The 17550-nt window shown below is 72.2% G+C and carries 12 protein-coding genes; 7 read left to right on the top strand and 5 right to left on the bottom strand.

Annotated features, from left to right (window positions below; genetic code table 11):
• Nucleotides 1–181: 181 nt before the first annotated feature.
• Together ACF1AL_RS31990 and ACF1AL_RS31995 are read left to right on the top strand one after the other, a co-directional pair.
• Complete coding sequence (locus tag ACF1AL_RS31990; protein WP_391778571.1) at nt 182–2029, top strand: phospholipase C; 1848 nt, start codon at nt 182–184, stop codon at nt 2027–2029.
• Between the two features lie 378 nt (nt 2030–2407).
• On the top strand, nt 2408–3223 hold the full coding sequence (locus ACF1AL_RS31995) for a hypothetical protein (RefSeq protein WP_391778572.1): 816 nt from the start codon (nt 2408–2410) through the stop codon (nt 3221–3223).
• Nucleotides 3224–3522: 299 nt separating this feature from the next.
• On the opposite strand, the gene ACF1AL_RS32000 is transcribed toward ACF1AL_RS31995, so the two are convergent.
• Nucleotides 3523–4233, bottom strand: coding sequence for a response regulator (locus tag ACF1AL_RS32000; RefSeq protein ID WP_391778573.1), 711 nt, complete (start codon nt 4231–4233; stop codon nt 3523–3525).
• Entirely contained in the window at nt 4230–5486 is a 1257-nt protein-coding gene (locus ACF1AL_RS32005; RefSeq protein ID WP_391778574.1) for a sensor histidine kinase, read from the bottom strand. Before ACF1AL_RS32005 ends, ACF1AL_RS32000 begins: the two co-directional genes overlap by 4 nt.
• Before the next feature lie 257 nt (nt 5487–5743).
• On the opposite strand from ACF1AL_RS32005, the gene ACF1AL_RS32010 reads away from it, so the two are divergent.
• Nucleotides 5744–7924 (top strand): MMPL family transporter, encoded by a 2181-nt coding sequence (locus ACF1AL_RS32010; protein ID WP_391778575.1) that lies wholly within the window; start codon nt 5744–5746, stop codon nt 7922–7924.
• 291 nt (nt 7925–8215) lie between these two features.
• Here the strand turns inward: ACF1AL_RS32010 and ACF1AL_RS32015 are convergent, their stop codons facing one another.
• Nucleotides 8216–9004: a hypothetical protein gene (locus tag ACF1AL_RS32015; protein WP_391778576.1), complete on the bottom strand. Its 789-nt coding sequence runs from the start codon at nt 9002–9004 to the stop codon at nt 8216–8218.
• Nucleotides 9005–9237: 233 nt separating this feature from the next.
• Nucleotides 9238–10248 carry a hypothetical protein gene (locus tag ACF1AL_RS32020; RefSeq protein ID WP_391778577.1) on the bottom strand — a complete coding sequence of 337 codons (1011 nt, stop codon included), beginning with the start codon at nt 10246–10248 and terminating at the stop codon, nt 9238–9240.
• A 432-nt stretch (nt 10249–10680) separates the two neighbouring features.
• On the opposite strand from ACF1AL_RS32020, the gene ACF1AL_RS32025 reads away from it, so the two are divergent.
• The 4 genes from ACF1AL_RS32025 (at nt 10681) to ACF1AL_RS32040 (ending at nt 15621) form a co-directional block, all read left to right on the top strand.
• Nucleotides 10681–11991 carry a hypothetical protein gene (locus ACF1AL_RS32025; protein ID WP_391778578.1) on the top strand — a complete coding sequence of 437 codons (1311 nt, stop codon included), beginning with the start codon at nt 10681–10683 and terminating at the stop codon, nt 11989–11991.
• 148 nt (nt 11992–12139) lie between these two features.
• Nucleotides 12140–13219 (top strand): fatty acid desaturase family protein, encoded by a 1080-nt coding sequence (locus ACF1AL_RS32030; RefSeq protein WP_391706542.1) that lies wholly within the window; start codon nt 12140–12142, stop codon nt 13217–13219.
• A 567-nt stretch (nt 13220–13786) separates the two neighbouring features.
• On the top strand, nt 13787–15247 hold the full coding sequence (locus ACF1AL_RS32035) for a PP2C family protein-serine/threonine phosphatase (RefSeq protein WP_391706538.1): 1461 nt from the start codon (nt 13787–13789) through the stop codon (nt 15245–15247).
• Nucleotides 15248–15252: 5 nt separating this feature from the next.
• Nucleotides 15253–15621, top strand: a complete 369-nt coding sequence (locus ACF1AL_RS32040; RefSeq protein WP_391778579.1) for an STAS domain-containing protein — start codon at nt 15253–15255, stop codon at nt 15619–15621.
• Between the two features lie 449 nt (nt 15622–16070).
• Here the strand turns inward: ACF1AL_RS32040 and ACF1AL_RS32045 are convergent, their stop codons facing one another.
• The gene (locus ACF1AL_RS32045) at nt 16071–17546 is read right to left on the bottom strand and encodes an FGGY-family carbohydrate kinase (RefSeq protein WP_391778580.1); all 1476 of its coding nucleotides are present in this window, start codon (nt 17544–17546) and stop codon (nt 16071–16073) included.
• Nucleotides 17547–17550 lie beyond the last annotated feature (4 nt).

Here is a 17550-nt window from a genome sequence, read left to right on the forward strand (position 1 = left end):
TCGGCGTGGCGCCGACGAGCGCGGCGCCGCGGCGGTCGATGCTAGGGCGGCTGCGGCGCGAGGTCCATAGCTACGAGCCATTCTGACGTTATGTCTTGACAACAGGTCGTCAGGAGAAAACCATCCGTTGGTCGAGCCGGGTCCCCGCCAGGACCCGTGCACCGGATGAAGGGCATTCGCGATGAGGAACCGTCAGAGCACCACCGGGAGCAGTCGCCGCAGGCCCGGCAGATGGGCGGCGGTGACGGCGGCCATCGCCCTCGCGTGCGCGACCGCAACCGCCCCGCTGGCCCAGGCCGCCGCCGACGGCCCGGCCGCCCGACGGCACATCAGTACCAGCACGCCCGTCCAGCACCTGGTCGTGATCTTCGACGAGAACATCTCCTTCGACCACTACTTCGGCACCTACCCCTACGCGGCGAACACCGACGGCACCCGCTTCACGCCGGACCGCCGCACCCCCAAGGACATCGACAACCTGCGCACCGCCCATCTGCTGGAGCACAACCCCAATCTCTACCCGCCCCGCCGGCTCAGCCAGGCCGAGGCGGTGACCTGCGACCAGAACCACAACTACAGCCCCGAGCAACGCGCCCTGAACGGCGGCGCGGCGGACCGGTTCGTGCAGAACACCGAGCGGGACAGGTGCTCGGGCGGGCTGTACGGCGAACCGGGTCTGGTCATGGACTACTACGACGGCAACACCGTCACCGCGCTGTGGAACTACGCCCAGCACTACACCCTCGGCGACCGTTCCTTCAGCGACGTCTACGGCCCCTCCACCCCGGGCGCCATCAGCCTGATCTCCGGGCAGACCCATGGCGTGGTGTCGATGGACCCCGACTCGGGCACCGAGAACCCCCGGCGGACGACGACGCCCGACCCGTCGGCGGTGAAGTCACCGGACGCGAACGGCGTCGGCACCATGATCACCGACCCGGAGCCGGCCTACGACGACTGCGCCGACGACAACCACACCACCCACGGGGTGACCGCCGCGATGACCGGCCGCAACGTCGGCGACCTGCTGAACGCCCGACGGGTGACCTGGGGCTGGTTCCAGGGCGGCTTCCGCCCCAGCACGCCCTGGCCCGGCGAGCAGGGCACCTACGCCGCCTGCGACAGCGCCCACGCCAACATCAACGGCACTCGGTTCCCGGACTACGACCCGCACCACAACCCGTTCGCCTACTACCGCTCGACGGCCAACCCCCACCACCTGTCGCCGAGCAGCGTGGCCGCCATCGGCAGCACCGACCGGGCCAACCACAACTACGACCTCAGCGACTTCGACGCCGCCCTCAAGGCGGGCAACCTGCCTGCGGTCAGCTTCCTGAAGGCGGGCAAGTACCAGGACGGCCACGCCGGGAAGTCCGACCCCCTGGACGAACAACACTTCCTGGTCCGGGAGATCAACGCCCTGCAGAACTCGCCCGAGTGGTCCTCCACGGCCGTGGTCGTCGCCTACGACGACTCCGACGGCTGGTACGACCACGTCTACCACCGCCCGGTCAACGGCTCGACCGACACCTCACCCGACTCGACGGGCGCGCCGACGGACGCTCCCGCCTGCCAGTCTGGTCCCGCCCCGGCCCACGGCTACCAGGACCGCTGCGGCCCCGGCGCCCGCCAGCCGCTGCTCGTGGTCTCCCCGTACAGCCGCGTCAACCACATCGATCACACCTACACCACGCAGTCCTCGATCCTGCGGTTCATCGAGGACAACTGGCGCACCGGCCGCATCGGTGACGCCTCCTTCGACGCCGGAGCCGTCACCCTGCTGCACGCCTTCGACTTCCGCCGTCCGCAGGCCCCGCGGCTGTTGCTGCGCGAGGACGGCTCCGTCGCCTCCGTCAGCCATGTCGCCCCGGCTCCCCCCGGAAGCGCCACACTGCAGCAGCTGACCCCCGTCGCCGACGCCCGACCGGCCTCCTCCCCGAACCTGCTCGTGCCGGCCGGCCTGGCCGCCGCGGCGACCGCCGTGTGCTTCGCCGCGTTGCGCCGGGTGAGCCGCCGGCGCCGGTCCTGACCCGCACCACCGCCCGTCCGGCCGGCTGAGGCCGACACCTGGCGTGCGCCGCCGCGGCCCCACCCGGCGGCGCATGCCCCCGCTCGTCTGCATTACCGCACCGGCACGCAGCGAGTCTCGGCCCTGGTGGTCAGGGCCGAGACTCGGCGGGTGCGGTCCGCCAGTCACGCTGGTGCAACAGCTCTCCCACTTCGGTCTCCGTAGCCACGGCGGAGGATTTCACCCGGAAGCCGTCCGGGCGCTCGAGATACGTCCCGCCGGTGCCTGCGCCTCTCAGAGCACACCCCTGGTGCATCACGGGATCGCGGGCTGCGAAGATCGGTCCGCACATGTGCACGCCCTGGCAGAAAGGGGCGGCAACGGCTGCGGGAGCCCCGGGTGACGACGATTGATGAGTACCAGCGGCGCTGCGAGCAGCTGTTCGTGGCCGGAGGAAACGCGGCCGTCAGGCGCGCCGCCCAAGCGGGTCTGAACGAGCACGGCCCCCACCCCGACCTGTATTGCTGGTTGGCCCTCGGACACTGCGCCGAGGACGACGACGACCACGACGACGCCGCGGAGGAGGCCTTCCGGGCAGGACTCGCTCTCGACAGCGAGCACTTGGGGCTGCTGGCCGGTTACGCCGAACTGTGCCTGCGCGCCGACGCCTTCGAGTACCCGGGCCGGGCCGGGCGGGCCGTCGCTTTGTCCGAGCGCCTCAAGCAGCTCGCACCGCGGTCCGACGAAGCCGACCGGCTGGCCGCAGCAGAACGATGGGCCCGGCGCGGCTACTGGGACGACATGCGGATGCAAGCGGCGGCCGCCGTGGTCGCGGGCCGTGACACCGAAGCACAGGCACGTGCCCTCGCCGTGGATCTGCGGCAGGGCGACGAAGTGGCGACCAGGGACGTGAACACCGAGGACCGCGACGCCATCGTCCGCGCCGTGACCCTCGAGGCGCTGTCCGGGCCGTGGAACGCCCCCGTGCGCTTCCTGGGCCGCCATCGCACGACTGTCTGGGCCCTCAGCGGCATCCTGTGTTTCCTGACCAACACGGTGCTGCGTCAGACCGGAGTCGTCGCATCCTTCAGCGCGTGGGGCTTTCTCTGGGCCCTTCCCGTACTCGTTGTGGACCGCCGTTTCGCCGCCATCCGAAGGGAAGCCGAAGCACGGTACATCGCCACCCTGGAAACGACGCTCGCCGAAAGCAGCTGAAGGAACGGGTGCCGTCGCCGTCAGCGGCAAGGCGCGATCCGAGGAAGAGCGTCCCGACCACCGGGAGCTCTCCGGTCTTCCCCTCCGCATCGTCGAAGCCGTACGGAACGCAACGCCCGGACAGGCGGTCGGCCGCCCGTTGCCGCGTCCACGAAGTGATGAGTCCGGTGAACCTGTTGCGGAGAGCCACAGGGCTGCCCGCACACCGAGGCGCTGTTCGACGAAGTGCTCTGTGGCAGGTGGAACCGGCCTGGCGCAGGGCGAGTCCTGACCCGTGCGCCGCGTTGCCCTGAGCCTTCTCAGCCATCCCCTCCGCCGTGCCCGGCGCTGCCCTGCGAGCGGGCGGTGACCAGGCCGGACTCGTACGCCGCGATGACCGCTTGGGCGCGGTCGCGCACGTCGAGCTTGCCGAAGAGGCTGGTGATGTGGTTCTTCACCGTGGAGTGGCTGATGTCCATGGTCCGGGCGATCGCGGCATTGTCCAGGCCGGTGGCCATCAGCCGCCACACCTCCGCCTCTCGGGGGGTGAGTTGCCCTGTTACGACGGCGGGCGGTGGCGGGGCGCCGAGGGGCCTTCGGACGTAGGTGGAGATCAGCCGGGTCAGCAGGCGCGGGGCGACCACCGCCTCCCCGGTGTGGACGGTGCGGATCGCCGCGGCGAGGTCTTCCGGAGAGACGTCCTTGGGCAGGAACCCGTACGCGCCGGCGCGCAGCGCGGCCACCACGTATTCGTCCATGTCGAAGGTGCTCAGTGCCAGAACCCGGCATCCGGGCAGGACGCGGGCCAGCTCCTCGGTCGCGCCGACCCCGTCCAGGGTGGGCATCCGGATGTCCATCACGACGACGTCGGGGCGCAGCCGCTGGGCGAGCGCGACAGCCTGCGCGCCGTCCTCCGCCTCACCCACCACCTCGAAGGCGGGGTCCGGCGAGAGAATCAGCGACAGGCCGCGGCGGACCAGCGGCTGGTCATCCGCGATGAGGACCCGGATCGCGGATGTCACGGCAGTCACCGGCACACCGCCTCCCCGAGCAGGCCGCCACCGGCGCTGGGCTCCCCGCTCTGGACGGCCGCCTCGGCCGCCTCGTCCGCCGCCAGCGGCAGCTCCGCCACCACGGCGAAGCCGCCCTCCGGCCGTGGCCCCGCCTCCAGGACCCCGCCGTGCAGGGCGACCCGCTCGCGCATGCCGATCAGGCCGTACCCGCTCCGCACCGGTTCGTGCCTGGCGTCCTGGGACGGCGCGCCCCGGCCGTCGTCGCGGACCTCGACGGTGATTCCGTCCGGGCGGTAGGTCAGCACGACGGACGCGCTGGCCGGCCCGGCGTACTTGCGTGCGTTGGTCAGGCCCTCCTGGACGATCCGGAACACCGTCAGGCCGACGGTCGGCGGAAGCGGCCGACGCGGCCCGCACACGGTGAACGCGGTCGGCAGCCCTGCCCGGCGGGACTCCTCCACCAACCGGCCGAGGTCGTCGGCTCCGGGCTGGGGCGAGGCCGGGGCGGTGTCCGGTTCGTCACCGGCCCGCAGGACGTCCAGCAGTTGGCGCATTTCGCGCAGGGCCAGCCGCCCGGAGGACTCCAGAGTGACCAGGGCCTCCCGCACCACCTCCGGGTCGGCGAGGTTGGCGCGGGCACCCCCGGCCATCAGCTGCATGGTGGTGATGTGGTGGGCCACGATGTCGTGCAACTCCCGGGCGATGCGGCGGCGCTCCTCGGCCACCGCCCGGTCGGCCAGCAGCCGGCGGTTGGCGTCCACCTCGCGCTGCCAGCGGGCGACGGTGAGGCCGCTGGCGGCCACGAGTGTGGTGGAGGCGACGGCCGCGATGCCCGCTTCCACGGAGGGCACCGGGAAGTCGCTCTGGCTCACCATCGTCACCAGCGCCGTGACCGCTGCCGCGCCTGCGGTGACCGGCCATGCGCGGTTCCGGGCGACCGAGTACACCGCCACCATCAGGACGGCGCCGAAGTGGGGGCCCATCGGGGTCGACAGGTCGATCGCGGACTGGAGCACGAGAACGGCGGCGAGCGCCTGCACCGGGTGGCGGCGCCGGGCGAGCAGCGGCACGCCCGACAGCACGAGCAGGACGAAGCCCGGCACGCCGACGCCCCGGGTGTTCGCCGCCTCGCCGACGAGCAGGTGGGCGAGCAGGTCCAGCGAGCCGGTTCCCACGGCCGTCAGCGCGTCCGCCCGCGTCCACGGCAAGCCGCCCGGGCGGCTCTGCGGCACCCCGCCCCCGGCCGCACCGGGTTGTTGACGCCCGTCCATCCTCGTCCTCCCGGTCGGCCGCGTTGATTGCCTCATTCTGGCATCGGCCCACCCGGCCCCGAATGGTCCCTCCGGCCGAGGACGCGCGGGCGGACCAGGAGCACGGTCCTGGTTCCGGCCCGCAGGGGGACCGGGGGCCCCGTCCCGCATCGTCCGCTGTCCGGACGCCCGGCACACCCTTCGCCTGATGGTCTGGAAACCTGCCGGGAACCCCCGGCGAACAAGCCGACGTTCGCGTCCATCAGCCGGAGGGCACCGTGATCCGCGCACTGACCGGATTCTCCACCAGACACGCCTGGAAGGTCCTCGCCCTCTGGGCGGTGCTGGGCCTTGCACTGGGCGCGCTGAGCCCCATGCTGCTCGGCCGGGTCACCCAGTCCCAGACCGGTGACTTCCTGCCGAAGAGCTACGACTCGGCCGCCGCCCTGCGCATCGCCGAGGAGGAGTTCGGGGTGAAGCCCGACGCCACCACGCTCACCGTGCTGGTCGCCCGGAACGACGGCAAGGCGCTCACCGACGGCGATCAGCGGCGGATCGAGGCAGAGGCGGCGGAGCTCGGCAAGCGCCGGGTCACCATGCCGAGGGAGGAGGGCGAGCCGGCGTTCCTCAAGCCCGACCGCTCGCAGACCCCACGGGTCGCCCCGGCGATGACGGCTCCCGACCGGAGCTTCGAGCTGCTCTCCGTCGAACTGACCGGCAGCGCCGTGGACGAGGGCGTCCAGGACATCTACCGGACCTTCCGCGACTCCGCCCGCGCGAAGTTCGCCGCCGTCGGGATGCGCACCGGGTTCACCGGCCCACTGGCCGAGGCCGCCGACAGCGCGGACGACAACCGGGTCGCCGCGCTGATCGGCAGCAGCCTGGTCACTGTGCTGATCGTCCTGCTCAACGTGCTGGTGTTCCGCAGCGTGCTCGCGGCCGTGCTGCCGCTGCTCGCCGTCACCGTGATCGGCGGAGTGGCCGCCGGAGCCGTGGCAGGCGCCGCGACCCTCACCGGGCTGCGGCTGGACGCCTCGACCCCGGGCCTGATCTCCGTGGTGCTGCTCGGCATCGGCGTCGACTACCTGCTGTTCCTGCTCTTCCGGTTCCGCGAGCACCTGCGCGCCCGGCCCGACCAGCCCGCCCGTGAGGCGGCCGCCGAGGTGTCCGGCCGGGTCGGCACCGCGATCACCTCGGCCGCGCTGACCATCGTCGCCGCCTTCGCCACCCTCGGCGTGGCGAGCTTCGGGCAGTTCCGCTCGCTCGGCCCGGCGATCGCCGTCGCCGTCCTGATCATGCTGCTGGGCAGTCTCACCCTGATGCCGGCCCTGCTCGCCGCCTGCGGCCGCAAGATGTTCTGGCCCTCCCGCAGCCTGCACCGGGAGCCGCAGGCGGGCGCGGCCGCCCGCTACGGCGCCTTCGTCGCCCGTCGTCCGATGGTCCTGCTGCTCGGCTCCCTCGCACTGCTCGGCGCCCTCGCCGCCGGGACGGCCGGGATCCGGATGGACTACGGCCAGGGCGGCGAATCCCGGACGGCGGCCGCGGCCACTGCCAAGGAGATCGCACGCGCCCTGCCGGCCGGCGTGTCCGACCCGACGACCGTCTACGTCATCGCCACGGACGGCGGCACCCTCGAACCCGCCCGGCTCGACGGCCTTGCCCGCGCCCTCGCCAAGACCGAGGGCGTCGGCCAGGTCAGCGGCACCGTCATGAACAAGAACCACCGCGCAGCCCGGATCGACCTCTTCCTCACCGCCGACCCGCAGAGCGCGCGGGCCCGCGACCTGGCCTCCGGCCCGGTCCGTGCAACCGTCGCCGCCCACACGCCCGCCGGGACGAGCGCCCACGTCGGCGGCACGGCGGCGATCTTCGCGGACATCTCCGTAGCCGTCGACCACGACCTGACGATCGTCTTCCCGGTCGCCGCGGCCCTGATCGCCCTGATCCTGCTGCTGCTCCTGCGCAGCCTGCTCGCCCCGTTGGTCCTGATGCTCTCCGTCGGCCTCGGCTTCGCCGCCACCCTCGGCGCCGCCACCCTGCTGTTCCAGCACGTGCTGGACGAGCGCGGCGTCAGCTTCACCCTGCCGCTGGTGCTGTTCCTGTTCGTGGTCGCGCTGGGAACCGACTACAACATCCTCATCACCGACCGGATCCGCGAGGAGATGCACCACCCCGGCCCGTCACGCGCCGCCGTGGCCCGCGCCGTCCGCCACACCACGCCCGCCGTCGGCACCGCCGGCCTGGTCTTGGCCGGCTCCTTCGCCACCCTCGCCACGACCCCCGGCAGCGCACAGATCGCCTTCGCGCTGACGCTCGGCATCCTCCTCTCCGCCGTCGTCCTCTCACTCGCCCTGGTCCCGGCCCTCGCAACCCTCCTGGGCCGCGCCCTGTGGTGGCCCCTGCGCCCCACGCGCCGCCGGGCCCCCACTCCGCCGCCGACTCGCGTCCTCGTCCCCTGACCGCCTCACCTCTTGACCGGCCGTCCGCCTGCCCTCCCCGGACACCGGGCGGGTCCCGGTGGCTTCGCCCCGTCGCCGTGCGGCGGGGCGAGGTGCTGCCATGGGGCTCGTGCGGGCTCGGTCACGGTCTGCCAGAGCTTCCTTGTCCGCCCATGAACTGGACGCTCTGCCCCTCAAGACCGTGGCCGACGCGGCGACCGGCAAGCGTGACGACGAACCGCTCGCCGGACTCCGCGTACCAGGTCGCAGTGCAGGGCACCGTCGACCTGGACGATGACTTCTGAGCCGCGGCTACTTCAACGTCACGGTGTCGCCGGCCGACACGGCGAGCATGGTCGTCGAGGTGCCGGGGTAGTACCAACGCCAGTCACCTGCCGCCGTAGCGGTGACGGTGGTGCTGAGCCGGCCGGTGCTGCTCGTCTTCACGGTTCCGACCGTGGTGTAGCGGGTGGTGCCGGCCTTGCGGAACTGGAGCTGGACCGGCTGGCCGGCGTAGCCCTGGTATTTCAGGGTTTCCCAGTTCGCCCGGCTGAGCGTTCCGGTGACGGTGAGTTTCCCGCCCCTGCGCACGGGTTCGGGCGCAGCGTCCGCGGTCAGCGTCGTGGCGCGCTTGACCGAGTATCGGGCGATGTTGTCGGAGATCCAGTAGTCGCGGTCGTTCGCGTTGACGGTGGCGTTGACCTGCCAGAGCCCGGCCACGCGGTTGGTGTCGATGTCGTCGCTCGCCGGCATCCATGCGGGGGTGGCCTTCAGGGTGGCCGTGCACACCGAGGTGGTCGCCGACTTCTTCGCGCAGGACGTGCCGGTCCACTCGATGAAGCCGTAGGCGTTCGAGACGTTGAGGGTGCTGACCCGGCTGACGCCCTTCACCCCGGAGTTGTCCCGGACGGTGAGGACGACCGGGAACGAGATCTCCTTCGCGGTCCCGATGCCCACCGGATGACCGCCGTTGACGACGGCCCCCACCACACGGATGTCTCCCCGGCCCTCCGCGTGGGCGCCGGTCGCGGTGAGGAGGACGAGGGCCGCGGCGCCGCCCGCCGTGGCCCAGGCCGCTCTTCGTCGGGTTTCTCTGCTCATGCTTCCCTTCCCCCTTGGTCGATCACCGTGATCGACCGCGTCAGCGGGAGGCTACACGCGAGGTCCGACCGTGCGGTGGGCGCGGATGCCCGGCGCCGGCCGGGAGGTTCGCAGGCGCGGTGCGGGGTGGCCTCCCTGATCTGCCGGCCCCTCCGCCTTTGCACCACGGTGCCGGGGGCGGACGGGAGGCGGCGCCGCGTACCCGCACTCACTCGGGTGCTCCCAGGACCCGACTACTCGGGCCGTTGCGTTGCCGTGGCGCCGGCACAGACGGGACGGGTGCGGGCGGCGTAGGAGCGAGCGGCCACGATGAGGCCGATGCCCAGACCGGCGAACGCCAGGCCGCCGAACGCGACCATCCAGGTGATCCCCGAGCTGGTGGTGAACGGCGGGGACGGCTTGATCTCGGGCAGCACGCCGACGGCGATGAGCGGGGACATGATGATGAGGACGGCCCCGTACATCGCCAGAGGGATACCGGTCAGCCATGCCGGAATCAATGGCAGCAGGCGTGGGACCCTTCGTCCGGACAGGAACAGAGTCCACCGGGGGAACACCTGCCCCCACACGTACAGCAACCCCAGCAGCAGGAAGATCCCGACCATCGCGGCCAGCACGGTCACGTCGATCCCCACCGAAGCGGCCGCCTTCGACGGCCCCGACGCGCTGGCGCTCGTCGTCCTCTGCCAGTCATCGCCCGCGACGCCGAGCGCGTTGCCGCCCAGTGTCCAGATGCACTTGGCTGCTGCCCACGGCAGGAGTCCGCACATGAGCAGGTACACGGAGATGCGGGTCCGTCTCGGGGCTCGGGAGGGGGCTGGGTGGGCGAGCGGGCCGTCGCTGGCGCCGGCGTGCGGCCGCCCACATCGCGGGCAGTCGCCGCGCAGCCGTCGGCGGTACGACAAGCCGACGAGGAGCAGAAGGGCGGCGCCGGCCGTGTTCAACAGCACCTGGGCCAGCCCGGTGGCGCTCTCGATCCCCGAGAGCGTCACCAGTGTCACGAAGTAGATCGGCAGTCCGTTCGTCCCTACGACGAACACCAGGAGAGCCGTGATCAGGGCCGTCGCCACCACAACCCGGCCGGGCTTGGCGAGAGTTCGGGTGCCGGCCAGGCAGGCGCCGCCGGCCAGGAGCGAAAGTGCCGCCAGGAGAACCTGGACCGCCGGCGCGTACGAGGCGTGCTCCTTCCACGGTACGGTGACGCCCGCCGCCGCCCAAGTGACCTCGACACCGGCGTACAACACGCCCCACACAGCAGCGGCAGTCGGTACCCACCTGGGCCACCGCCGCCACCACAACGTCCGCCCCGGGCTTGTGGTCGGCGGCCCAGGAACGCCGCGCACCTCCGAGTTCGCAGGAACAGCCACGGTGACCCCCGTACATCCGAATTGCCGAGGCTCCAAGACTTCCCGTCACCCGCGCTGGTCACATCCACCCCAGGGATCATCCGGCCTCCCCCTCCCGGGGGAAGGCAGCAACGGCCGCCGGTGCGACCGTAGTTGTGCGTGGTCTCATGGTGGTGGCTCCCGCCGGGTGGACGGCCTCACAGTTGTGGCGGGCCCCGTATGTGAAAAATGGGATCATCATTCGCTTTACCTGGACTATAAGATCGACGGGTTCCAGGCTGCCGAAGCGCGTCACTCGATGCATGCTGCCCTGGTCGTGAAAGGACCTCAGTGAAGTTCTGCCGTACCCTCGCCGTGGCCGCCACCGTGACGGTGGCCGCGCCCGTCGCGCTGCTCACCGCCGTTCCGGCGTTCGCCTCCGGGACGTCGGCGGCGCCGACGCAGAACCAGCCGACGTACGCGGAGCTGGTGAAGGCCGCCGCTGATGCGCAGACGGCCTACGACCAGGCCGTCACCGCCGCGGCGGAAGGGCGCAAGGAGGTCGAGGCGACCCTGAAGACCCTCGACTCGGACACGCACCCGCTCAAGGCGGCCTCGATCGCCGCGGACAAGGCCGCCAAGGAGGCTGCCGCGGTGAAGGACGCGGCCGACAAGGCCGTCGCGGACGCCAAGGCCAAGCTGGAGGCGGCCCAGAGCGACTCCGACAAGGCCGAGGCGCAGCGCGGGCTCGACGCCGCGGAAGCCGAACTGGCGAAGGCCGTCACGGCCCAGCAGGAGGCCGACGCCGCGGCGGAGAAGGCCGACACAGCGCTGGACGACGCCCGCGTGGCAGCCGCCCGCAAGTACAGCCTCCTTCAGCAGGCCCTCGACAAGGCCCGGGCGGCCAAGCAGGCCGCGGACAAGGCGCTCGCCACGGCCAAGGAGTGCGTCCGGGAGAACGGGCTGACCTCGCTGGCGGTGGGGCTGCCCGCCAAGGTCACCGCCGGGAGCACCGTCGACTTCACCCTGCGCGTGGCCAATGGCACCCGGCGCACGCTGGCCGTGGATCCCCTCGTGTTCTTCCACGTCGCCGCGGAGAGCCGCGGTGCGCAGAGCCTCCTGGAAGTCCAGTGGTCCAACGGCTCCACCTGGCAGGCACTGAACGGTGAGGACCCCCAGCACATCGCGCACGTCGACGTCATGAAGCCGGGCGAGCACAGCGACGTGAAGCTGCGCATGAAGGTCGGCTCGGCCGCCAAGGACGCCGACGCGTTCGCCCTCCTCGCCGCCGACGCCTCCGACGCGTACAACCCGTGCGTTCTGGGCCCGATGAAGCGCTACGACTTCACGGTGCTGCCCGCCGGCAGCAAGACTCCTCCGGCCGGCGACGCCAAGCCCGGCCAGCCCGGCCAGGACGACGACCAGCGGCCCGGTGCGGCCAAGCCCGGCAGCGGTTCCGGTTCCGCTCCCTCGGCGCAGGGCGGCACGTCCCAGCAGGTGACCGGGACGACGACCACGGCGGCCGGCGCCGGGGGCGACCTCGCCGCGACGGGTTCGTCCTCGGCGATGGCGCCGATCGCCCTGACCGGCGCGGCCGCCGTCGTCGCCGGTGCCGGCGCGGTCGTCGCCGCACGCCGTCGCAGGACCGCGCGCGAGGCCTGAGCGCCGGTCGCGGGTCGCCGGGCCCTGGATCGCCTCAGGGCCCGGTGCGCCTGGTGGCAGCACCCTCGCCACGGTGGGGGAAACCCCCCGCCGGAGACGGTGACTGGCAGGCTGTTTCTGCTGGTCGCACGCGTCGAGACTCGGTGGCATGACGATGACCCCGCAGGCCGCGGTCGCGGCCCCCGTGCCCGCCGCCCGGCCCCGCCCCTCCGACGCCGGAGCCGGCAGTGACTTCGCCCGGCTGTCCCGCCGTATCACCGAGGCGGGACTGATGAGACGCCGTCCCGGCTACTACGCGGCGCGGCTCGGTCTGGTGATCGCGCTGACGGCGGGCGGCTGGGGAGCCTTCGCCGCACTCGGGGACACCTGGTGGCAGATGGCGACGGCCGCCTTCCTTGCGCTGATGTTCGGTCAGATTGCCCTCGTCGCCCATGATCTGGCCCATCGTCAGGTGTTCCGGCGGCGCCGGGCGAGCGAGACAGGGGGCCGGCTCTTCGGCAATCTCGGGATCGGCATGAGCTACGGCTGGTGGATGAACAAGCACACCCGTCACCACGCCAACCCCAACCATGAGGAACTCGACCCGGACGTCGCCCCGGACATTCTGGTGTGGTCCACGGAGCAGGCCCGCGTGAGCCGGGGGCCGGCCCGCCTCATCGGTGGTCATCAGGCAGTGCTGTTCTTTCCGCTGCTGACCCTGGAGGGCTTCAATTTGCATGTGGCGAGCCTGCGGGCGCTGCGCTCGCCGGGCATGAAGCACCGGACGCTGGAGGCGGCGCTGCTCCTGCTCCACCTCGCGGCCTATCTGTCCGCCCTGTTCCTGGTGCTCTCGCCGGGGAAGGCGGTGGCGTTCCTCCTGGTGCACCAGTGCCTCTTCGGCGTGTACCTCGGCTGCACCTTCGCCCCGAACCACAAGGGGATGCCCACGTTCCGCGGTGACGAGCGGCCCGACTTCCTGCGTCGCCAGGTGCTCACCTCACGCAACGTGCGCGGCGGTCGGCTGACCGACGTCCTGCTCGGCGGGCTGAACTACCAGATCGAGCACCATCTGTTCCCGAGCATGCCCACGGCTCATCTGCGGCGAGCGCAGACCGTCGTCCGCGCCTACTGCGCGGAGATCGGCGTTCCCTACCACGAGACCGGCCTGATCCAGTCGTACCGCGAGGCCCTCACTCATCTGCACCGGGTGGGTGAGCCCATCCGGCAGCAGCGCCGCAGGGCCGCCTGACCGCGCTGCCCGCGCCGGAAGGGGGGCGGCCCGCCGAAACCGGGGACAGGTCGGCATGGCCGCCCTCACCGGCTGCGCCGGCGGAATGCTCGGCGAGGGCCTGGCGGCCTTGGTCAAGGGCCGGACCGCCGCCCGTGCGGCCGGCTGCTCAGCACTTCTGCCGTGGTCCGTGACTACCCCTCATCCTTCGCGTGTTCGGTGATGGCGGCCTGGACGTCGCGGGCGAGGCCGTGCCAGGCACGCGCAGGCGGTCTCGGGGGGTTTCGGACAGCTGCTCGCTCAACGCAGCGAGGTCACGGGGACGTGCCCGCCATGGCTGGCGCTGAGAGTGATCGGTCGTCCGAGGCGCTACGCCTCTGTCGTCCGCAGAGGGACGCGGAGGAAGCGGGCCTGGCCTGGTGGGACTGCCGGACAGGGACCCAACGGGAGGGCGGCACCGCCCGTCGACGTCGGTGGTGATCCTTTGAGGGCACCACCCGATGACCCTCGAAAACTCGTTCGGCGTAGGCTTGCCGCTGGCCCGCGTCGCGTCCGGTGACTGCGGGAGGTCGAGGAGGTGCAACGCCGATGCCCGAGCAGGCAGCGGCATCCGAGGACGGCGCAGCCGACAAGCGCCTGCATCTGGTGCCCGACGAGGTCGTCGAGGTCGGCCGGATGGAGGCGGTGCGCCGCTACGACATCCTCGACACCCCGCCCGACGGGGCATTCGACCGGGTGGCTGCGCTGGCAGCCCGGCTGTTCGACGTCCCCGTGGCGACGGTGACGATCGTGGACGAGGACCGGATCTGGTTCAAGGCCGCGCACGGGCTGGACGGGGTCAGCGAGATCGGCCGGGACCCGGGCCTGTGCGGCTCCGCGGTGCTGCGCGACGATGCGCTGGTGATCCCCGACACTCTGCTCGACGACGTCGCCTGCGGCAACCCGCTGGTCACCGGTCCGCTGGGGGTTCGGTTCTACGCCGCCGCGCCGATCACCACCGCGGACGGGCACAAGCTGGGCACAGTCAACGTGCTGGACACCAAGCCCCGCTCCATCACTGCCGAACAGACTGCCACCCTGACCGACCTGGCGGCGATCGTCCTGGACGAGATGGAGCTGCGCCTGTCCGCACTGCGCACCGTACGCCAGGAGCAGCGGGTCGCCGAGGCCGAGCGGGCGGCCCGGGAACAGGCGGAGAGGGACAAGGCGGCGATCGCCTCCTTCGCTTCCACCTTGCAGCGCACCCTGTTGCCGCCGGCGCTGCCGACGGTCCCCGGCCTGGAGCTGGCCTGTCACTACCACACCGCGTCCGCGCACCAGGTAGGCGGCGACTTCTACGACGTCTTCCCCCTGTCGGCAGGGAAGTGGGGGCTGTTCCTGGGGGACGTGTGCGGCAAGGGCGCCGAGGCGGCGACCATCACCTCTCTGGCCCGCTACACCCTGCGGGCCTCCGCCCAGCACACGGACGATCCCGTTGCGGTACTTGAGGCCCTGAACAGCGCCCTGCTGGCCGATGTGCTGGCGGGCAGCCGGTTCTGCACAGCTTTCTTCGCCACCCTCACCCCTGACGCGGCCGGGGGCTTCGTCGTGGAGCTGGCCACCGGTGGGCACCCCCCGGCCTACCACCTCAGCCCTGCCCCGCCCGAAGCCGGGTCTGCCACGCACACGCGGGTGGAAGCGGTCCATCCCAAGGGCGGCATGCTCATCGGGGCCTTCCCCGGCGCCCGCTTCGCCTCCACCACCCTCCACCTCGCCCCGGGCCAGGCCCTGCTTCTCTACACCGACGGCCTGACCGAGGCACACACCGGCAATGGCACCATGCTCGGTGACGAGGGCCTGACGGCCTTCCTCACCGCTCGTCCCGCCTCGTGCGGGGCGGCGCAGTTGATCCAGGACACCGTCGCTCTGCTGGAGGCCCTGCCCGAGGGTGCGAGTGACGACGTCGCCCTGCTGGCTCTGTCTGTTCCCACTCCCGACCAGGCCGCCGCCGCGACGGGGGCCGCATCCACCGCATACACCGCCGCCGCGCCCGCTGGGGAGGAGCACTGACCACCATGACCGACGACATCGAGCTGACCCTGACTGCCACCCCGGGTCCCGCAGCGGTCGCCCACGTCACCGGCGAGATCGACCTGCATACCGCACCCGGCTTGCGTACCCGCGCGCTGGAGCTGATCGACCAGGGCCACCACCGATTGATCCTGGACCTGTCCGGCGTGGGCTATTGCGACTCCGCCGGCCTCAGCGCACTGATCGGCATCTGGCACGGCGCCCAGGCCGTCGGCGGCTCCCTGACCCTGGCGGCCGTCCCCGACCGGCTGATGCGCATGCTCACCCTCACCGGAGTGGACAGCCTCCTGCCCCACTACCCGAGCACGTCCGACGCGCTCAACGCCCACCAGGGCGCTCCCAACGCCGTCTGAACCGCTTTCGGGCCAGCCTCGCCGGTGCGGGTGGTGGCGAGATCCATCGCCAGGTGATCGACGACATCCCGCACCGGATCGAAACTTCCCCGGGGAGGCCTCTCTCGCGCCCGGACGGTCCAGCCGGCTTCGAAGCGGTCATCGACGAGACTGGTGTCACGCAGCCCGGACGTGGAGGACCCCGCGTCCGCCCGGAGCGGGTGGTGACCGACAAGGGCTGCCCGGTCCGCACCTTCCCCGCCCTACCTGCGCAGACGCGGCACCAAGGCGATCATCCCCGACCGCGTGGACCAGCTCGCGGGTCGATGACGTCGCCGTGAACGGCGGCCCGTGGCTTTGGCGGGGCCGTCTACCGGCGCCGCAACGTCGTCGAGCGCCGCTTCCACCGCCACAAGCAGTGGCGGGGGCATCGCCACCCGCTCCGACCAGACGACAAGCAGCCCGGCCCCCTAGGCAGAAGATCCGAAGGAAACGGTCCAGCAGTCCTTGGCCGCCAGCCACTGCCGGTAGAGCTCCTCATAGCGTGCCGCGATCTCGGCCCGTGGGGTGAACCGGCGCAGGTCGGGTTCCGTGTGTGCCTGCGCCGCTTCCAGGCTGGGCTCCAGCCCTGCGGCGACCAGCGCCAGGAGGGCGGCACCGCGCAGGCTTGCGTCGGGCTCGGAGCCGGCGTGCACCGGCCGGCCGAGGACATCCGCCCGCAGCTGTGCCAGTTCGGGTGAGCGTGACGGTCCGCCGGCCAGTACGACCGGCGTGTCGGGGGCGTCGCCGCTCAGGAGGGTGTCCACGGCCTGACGTACGACGTACGCGGCGGCTTCCTGCGCGGCGTGCAGGACGTGGGCGGTCCCGTGGTGCTCGCCGAAGCCCCACAGGCCGCCCCGCTCCGTCTGGTTCCAGCCGGGGAAACGGCTGCCGGTGAGCAGCGGTGACATGGACAGTCCGTCGCTGCCCGCGGGGATGGCGCCGAGCGCGGGTGCCAGCCGCTTCAGAGCGGTGGCCGGGTCGCCGAGCCCCAGCAGGCGGGCCCAGTAGGCCAGCGCTCCGCCGGTCATGCCGGTCGCCCCGCCGCAGGTCCACAGCCCGGGCGTGAGATAGGGGTTGAGTACGGCAGCCGAGGGGCGGTCGTGCGGGGATGCGATGACCCGGGTCAGTACGTCGGTCGTACCGGCCACGTCCACGACGGCGTGGGGGACCGAGCCTGCGACGGCTGCGGCGCCGACCGTGCCGTCGGGGCCTCCGGCGGCCACGGGCAGGCCCTCGGGCAGGCCCGTCGTGCGGGCGCTGCTCGCGGTGACGGCGCCGACGACGTCCGTCGCGGCGTGCTGCTCGGGGAAGTGTTCCGGCCCCTTCCCCGCGGCGGCGAGCAGGCCGGGGTCCCAGGCCCGGCGGGTGACATCGCTGCCGAGCGTGTACGCCGCGCTGGTCATGTCGGTGGCGGCCTCGCCGGTCAGACGCAGCACCAGGAAGTCCTTGGGTGCGAGCGCCCATCGGACGCGCTGGTGCAGCGACGGGTCGGCGTCTTTGAGCCAGTGCAGGAGGGGGACGGCCCCGCCCGTCACCGCGGGACGGCCGGTCAGGCGGAGGAGGGCCGGGTCGCTCCACGCGGCGGTGACCTCCCGCACGCCGCGGGAGTCGGCCCACCCTCCGGCCCGGCCCAGCGGACAGCCCTCGTCGTCGACCAAAACCTGGCCGACGTGCCCCGCGATGGCGAGACACCGCAGTCGCGGACGTGCCGCGTGATCCGTGACGTGACGCAGGACGCCGCACAAGTCGTCCCACAGCCGCTCTGCGTCGAAGGTCTCGGTGCCCTCGTCGGCGCCTCGCCTGCAGCTCGCCTGGAGCAGCCGCCGCCCGTCGGGCGCCACCAGGGCGGCCCGAACCGCCGATGTGCCCACGTCCACGGCACACACGACGTCGTCGCTCGCCATGGTG

The sequence above is a fragment of the Streptomyces sp. NPDC014801 genome (assembly GCF_043082085.1).
GTDB lineage: Bacteria > Actinomycetota > Actinomycetes > Streptomycetales > Streptomycetaceae > Streptomyces.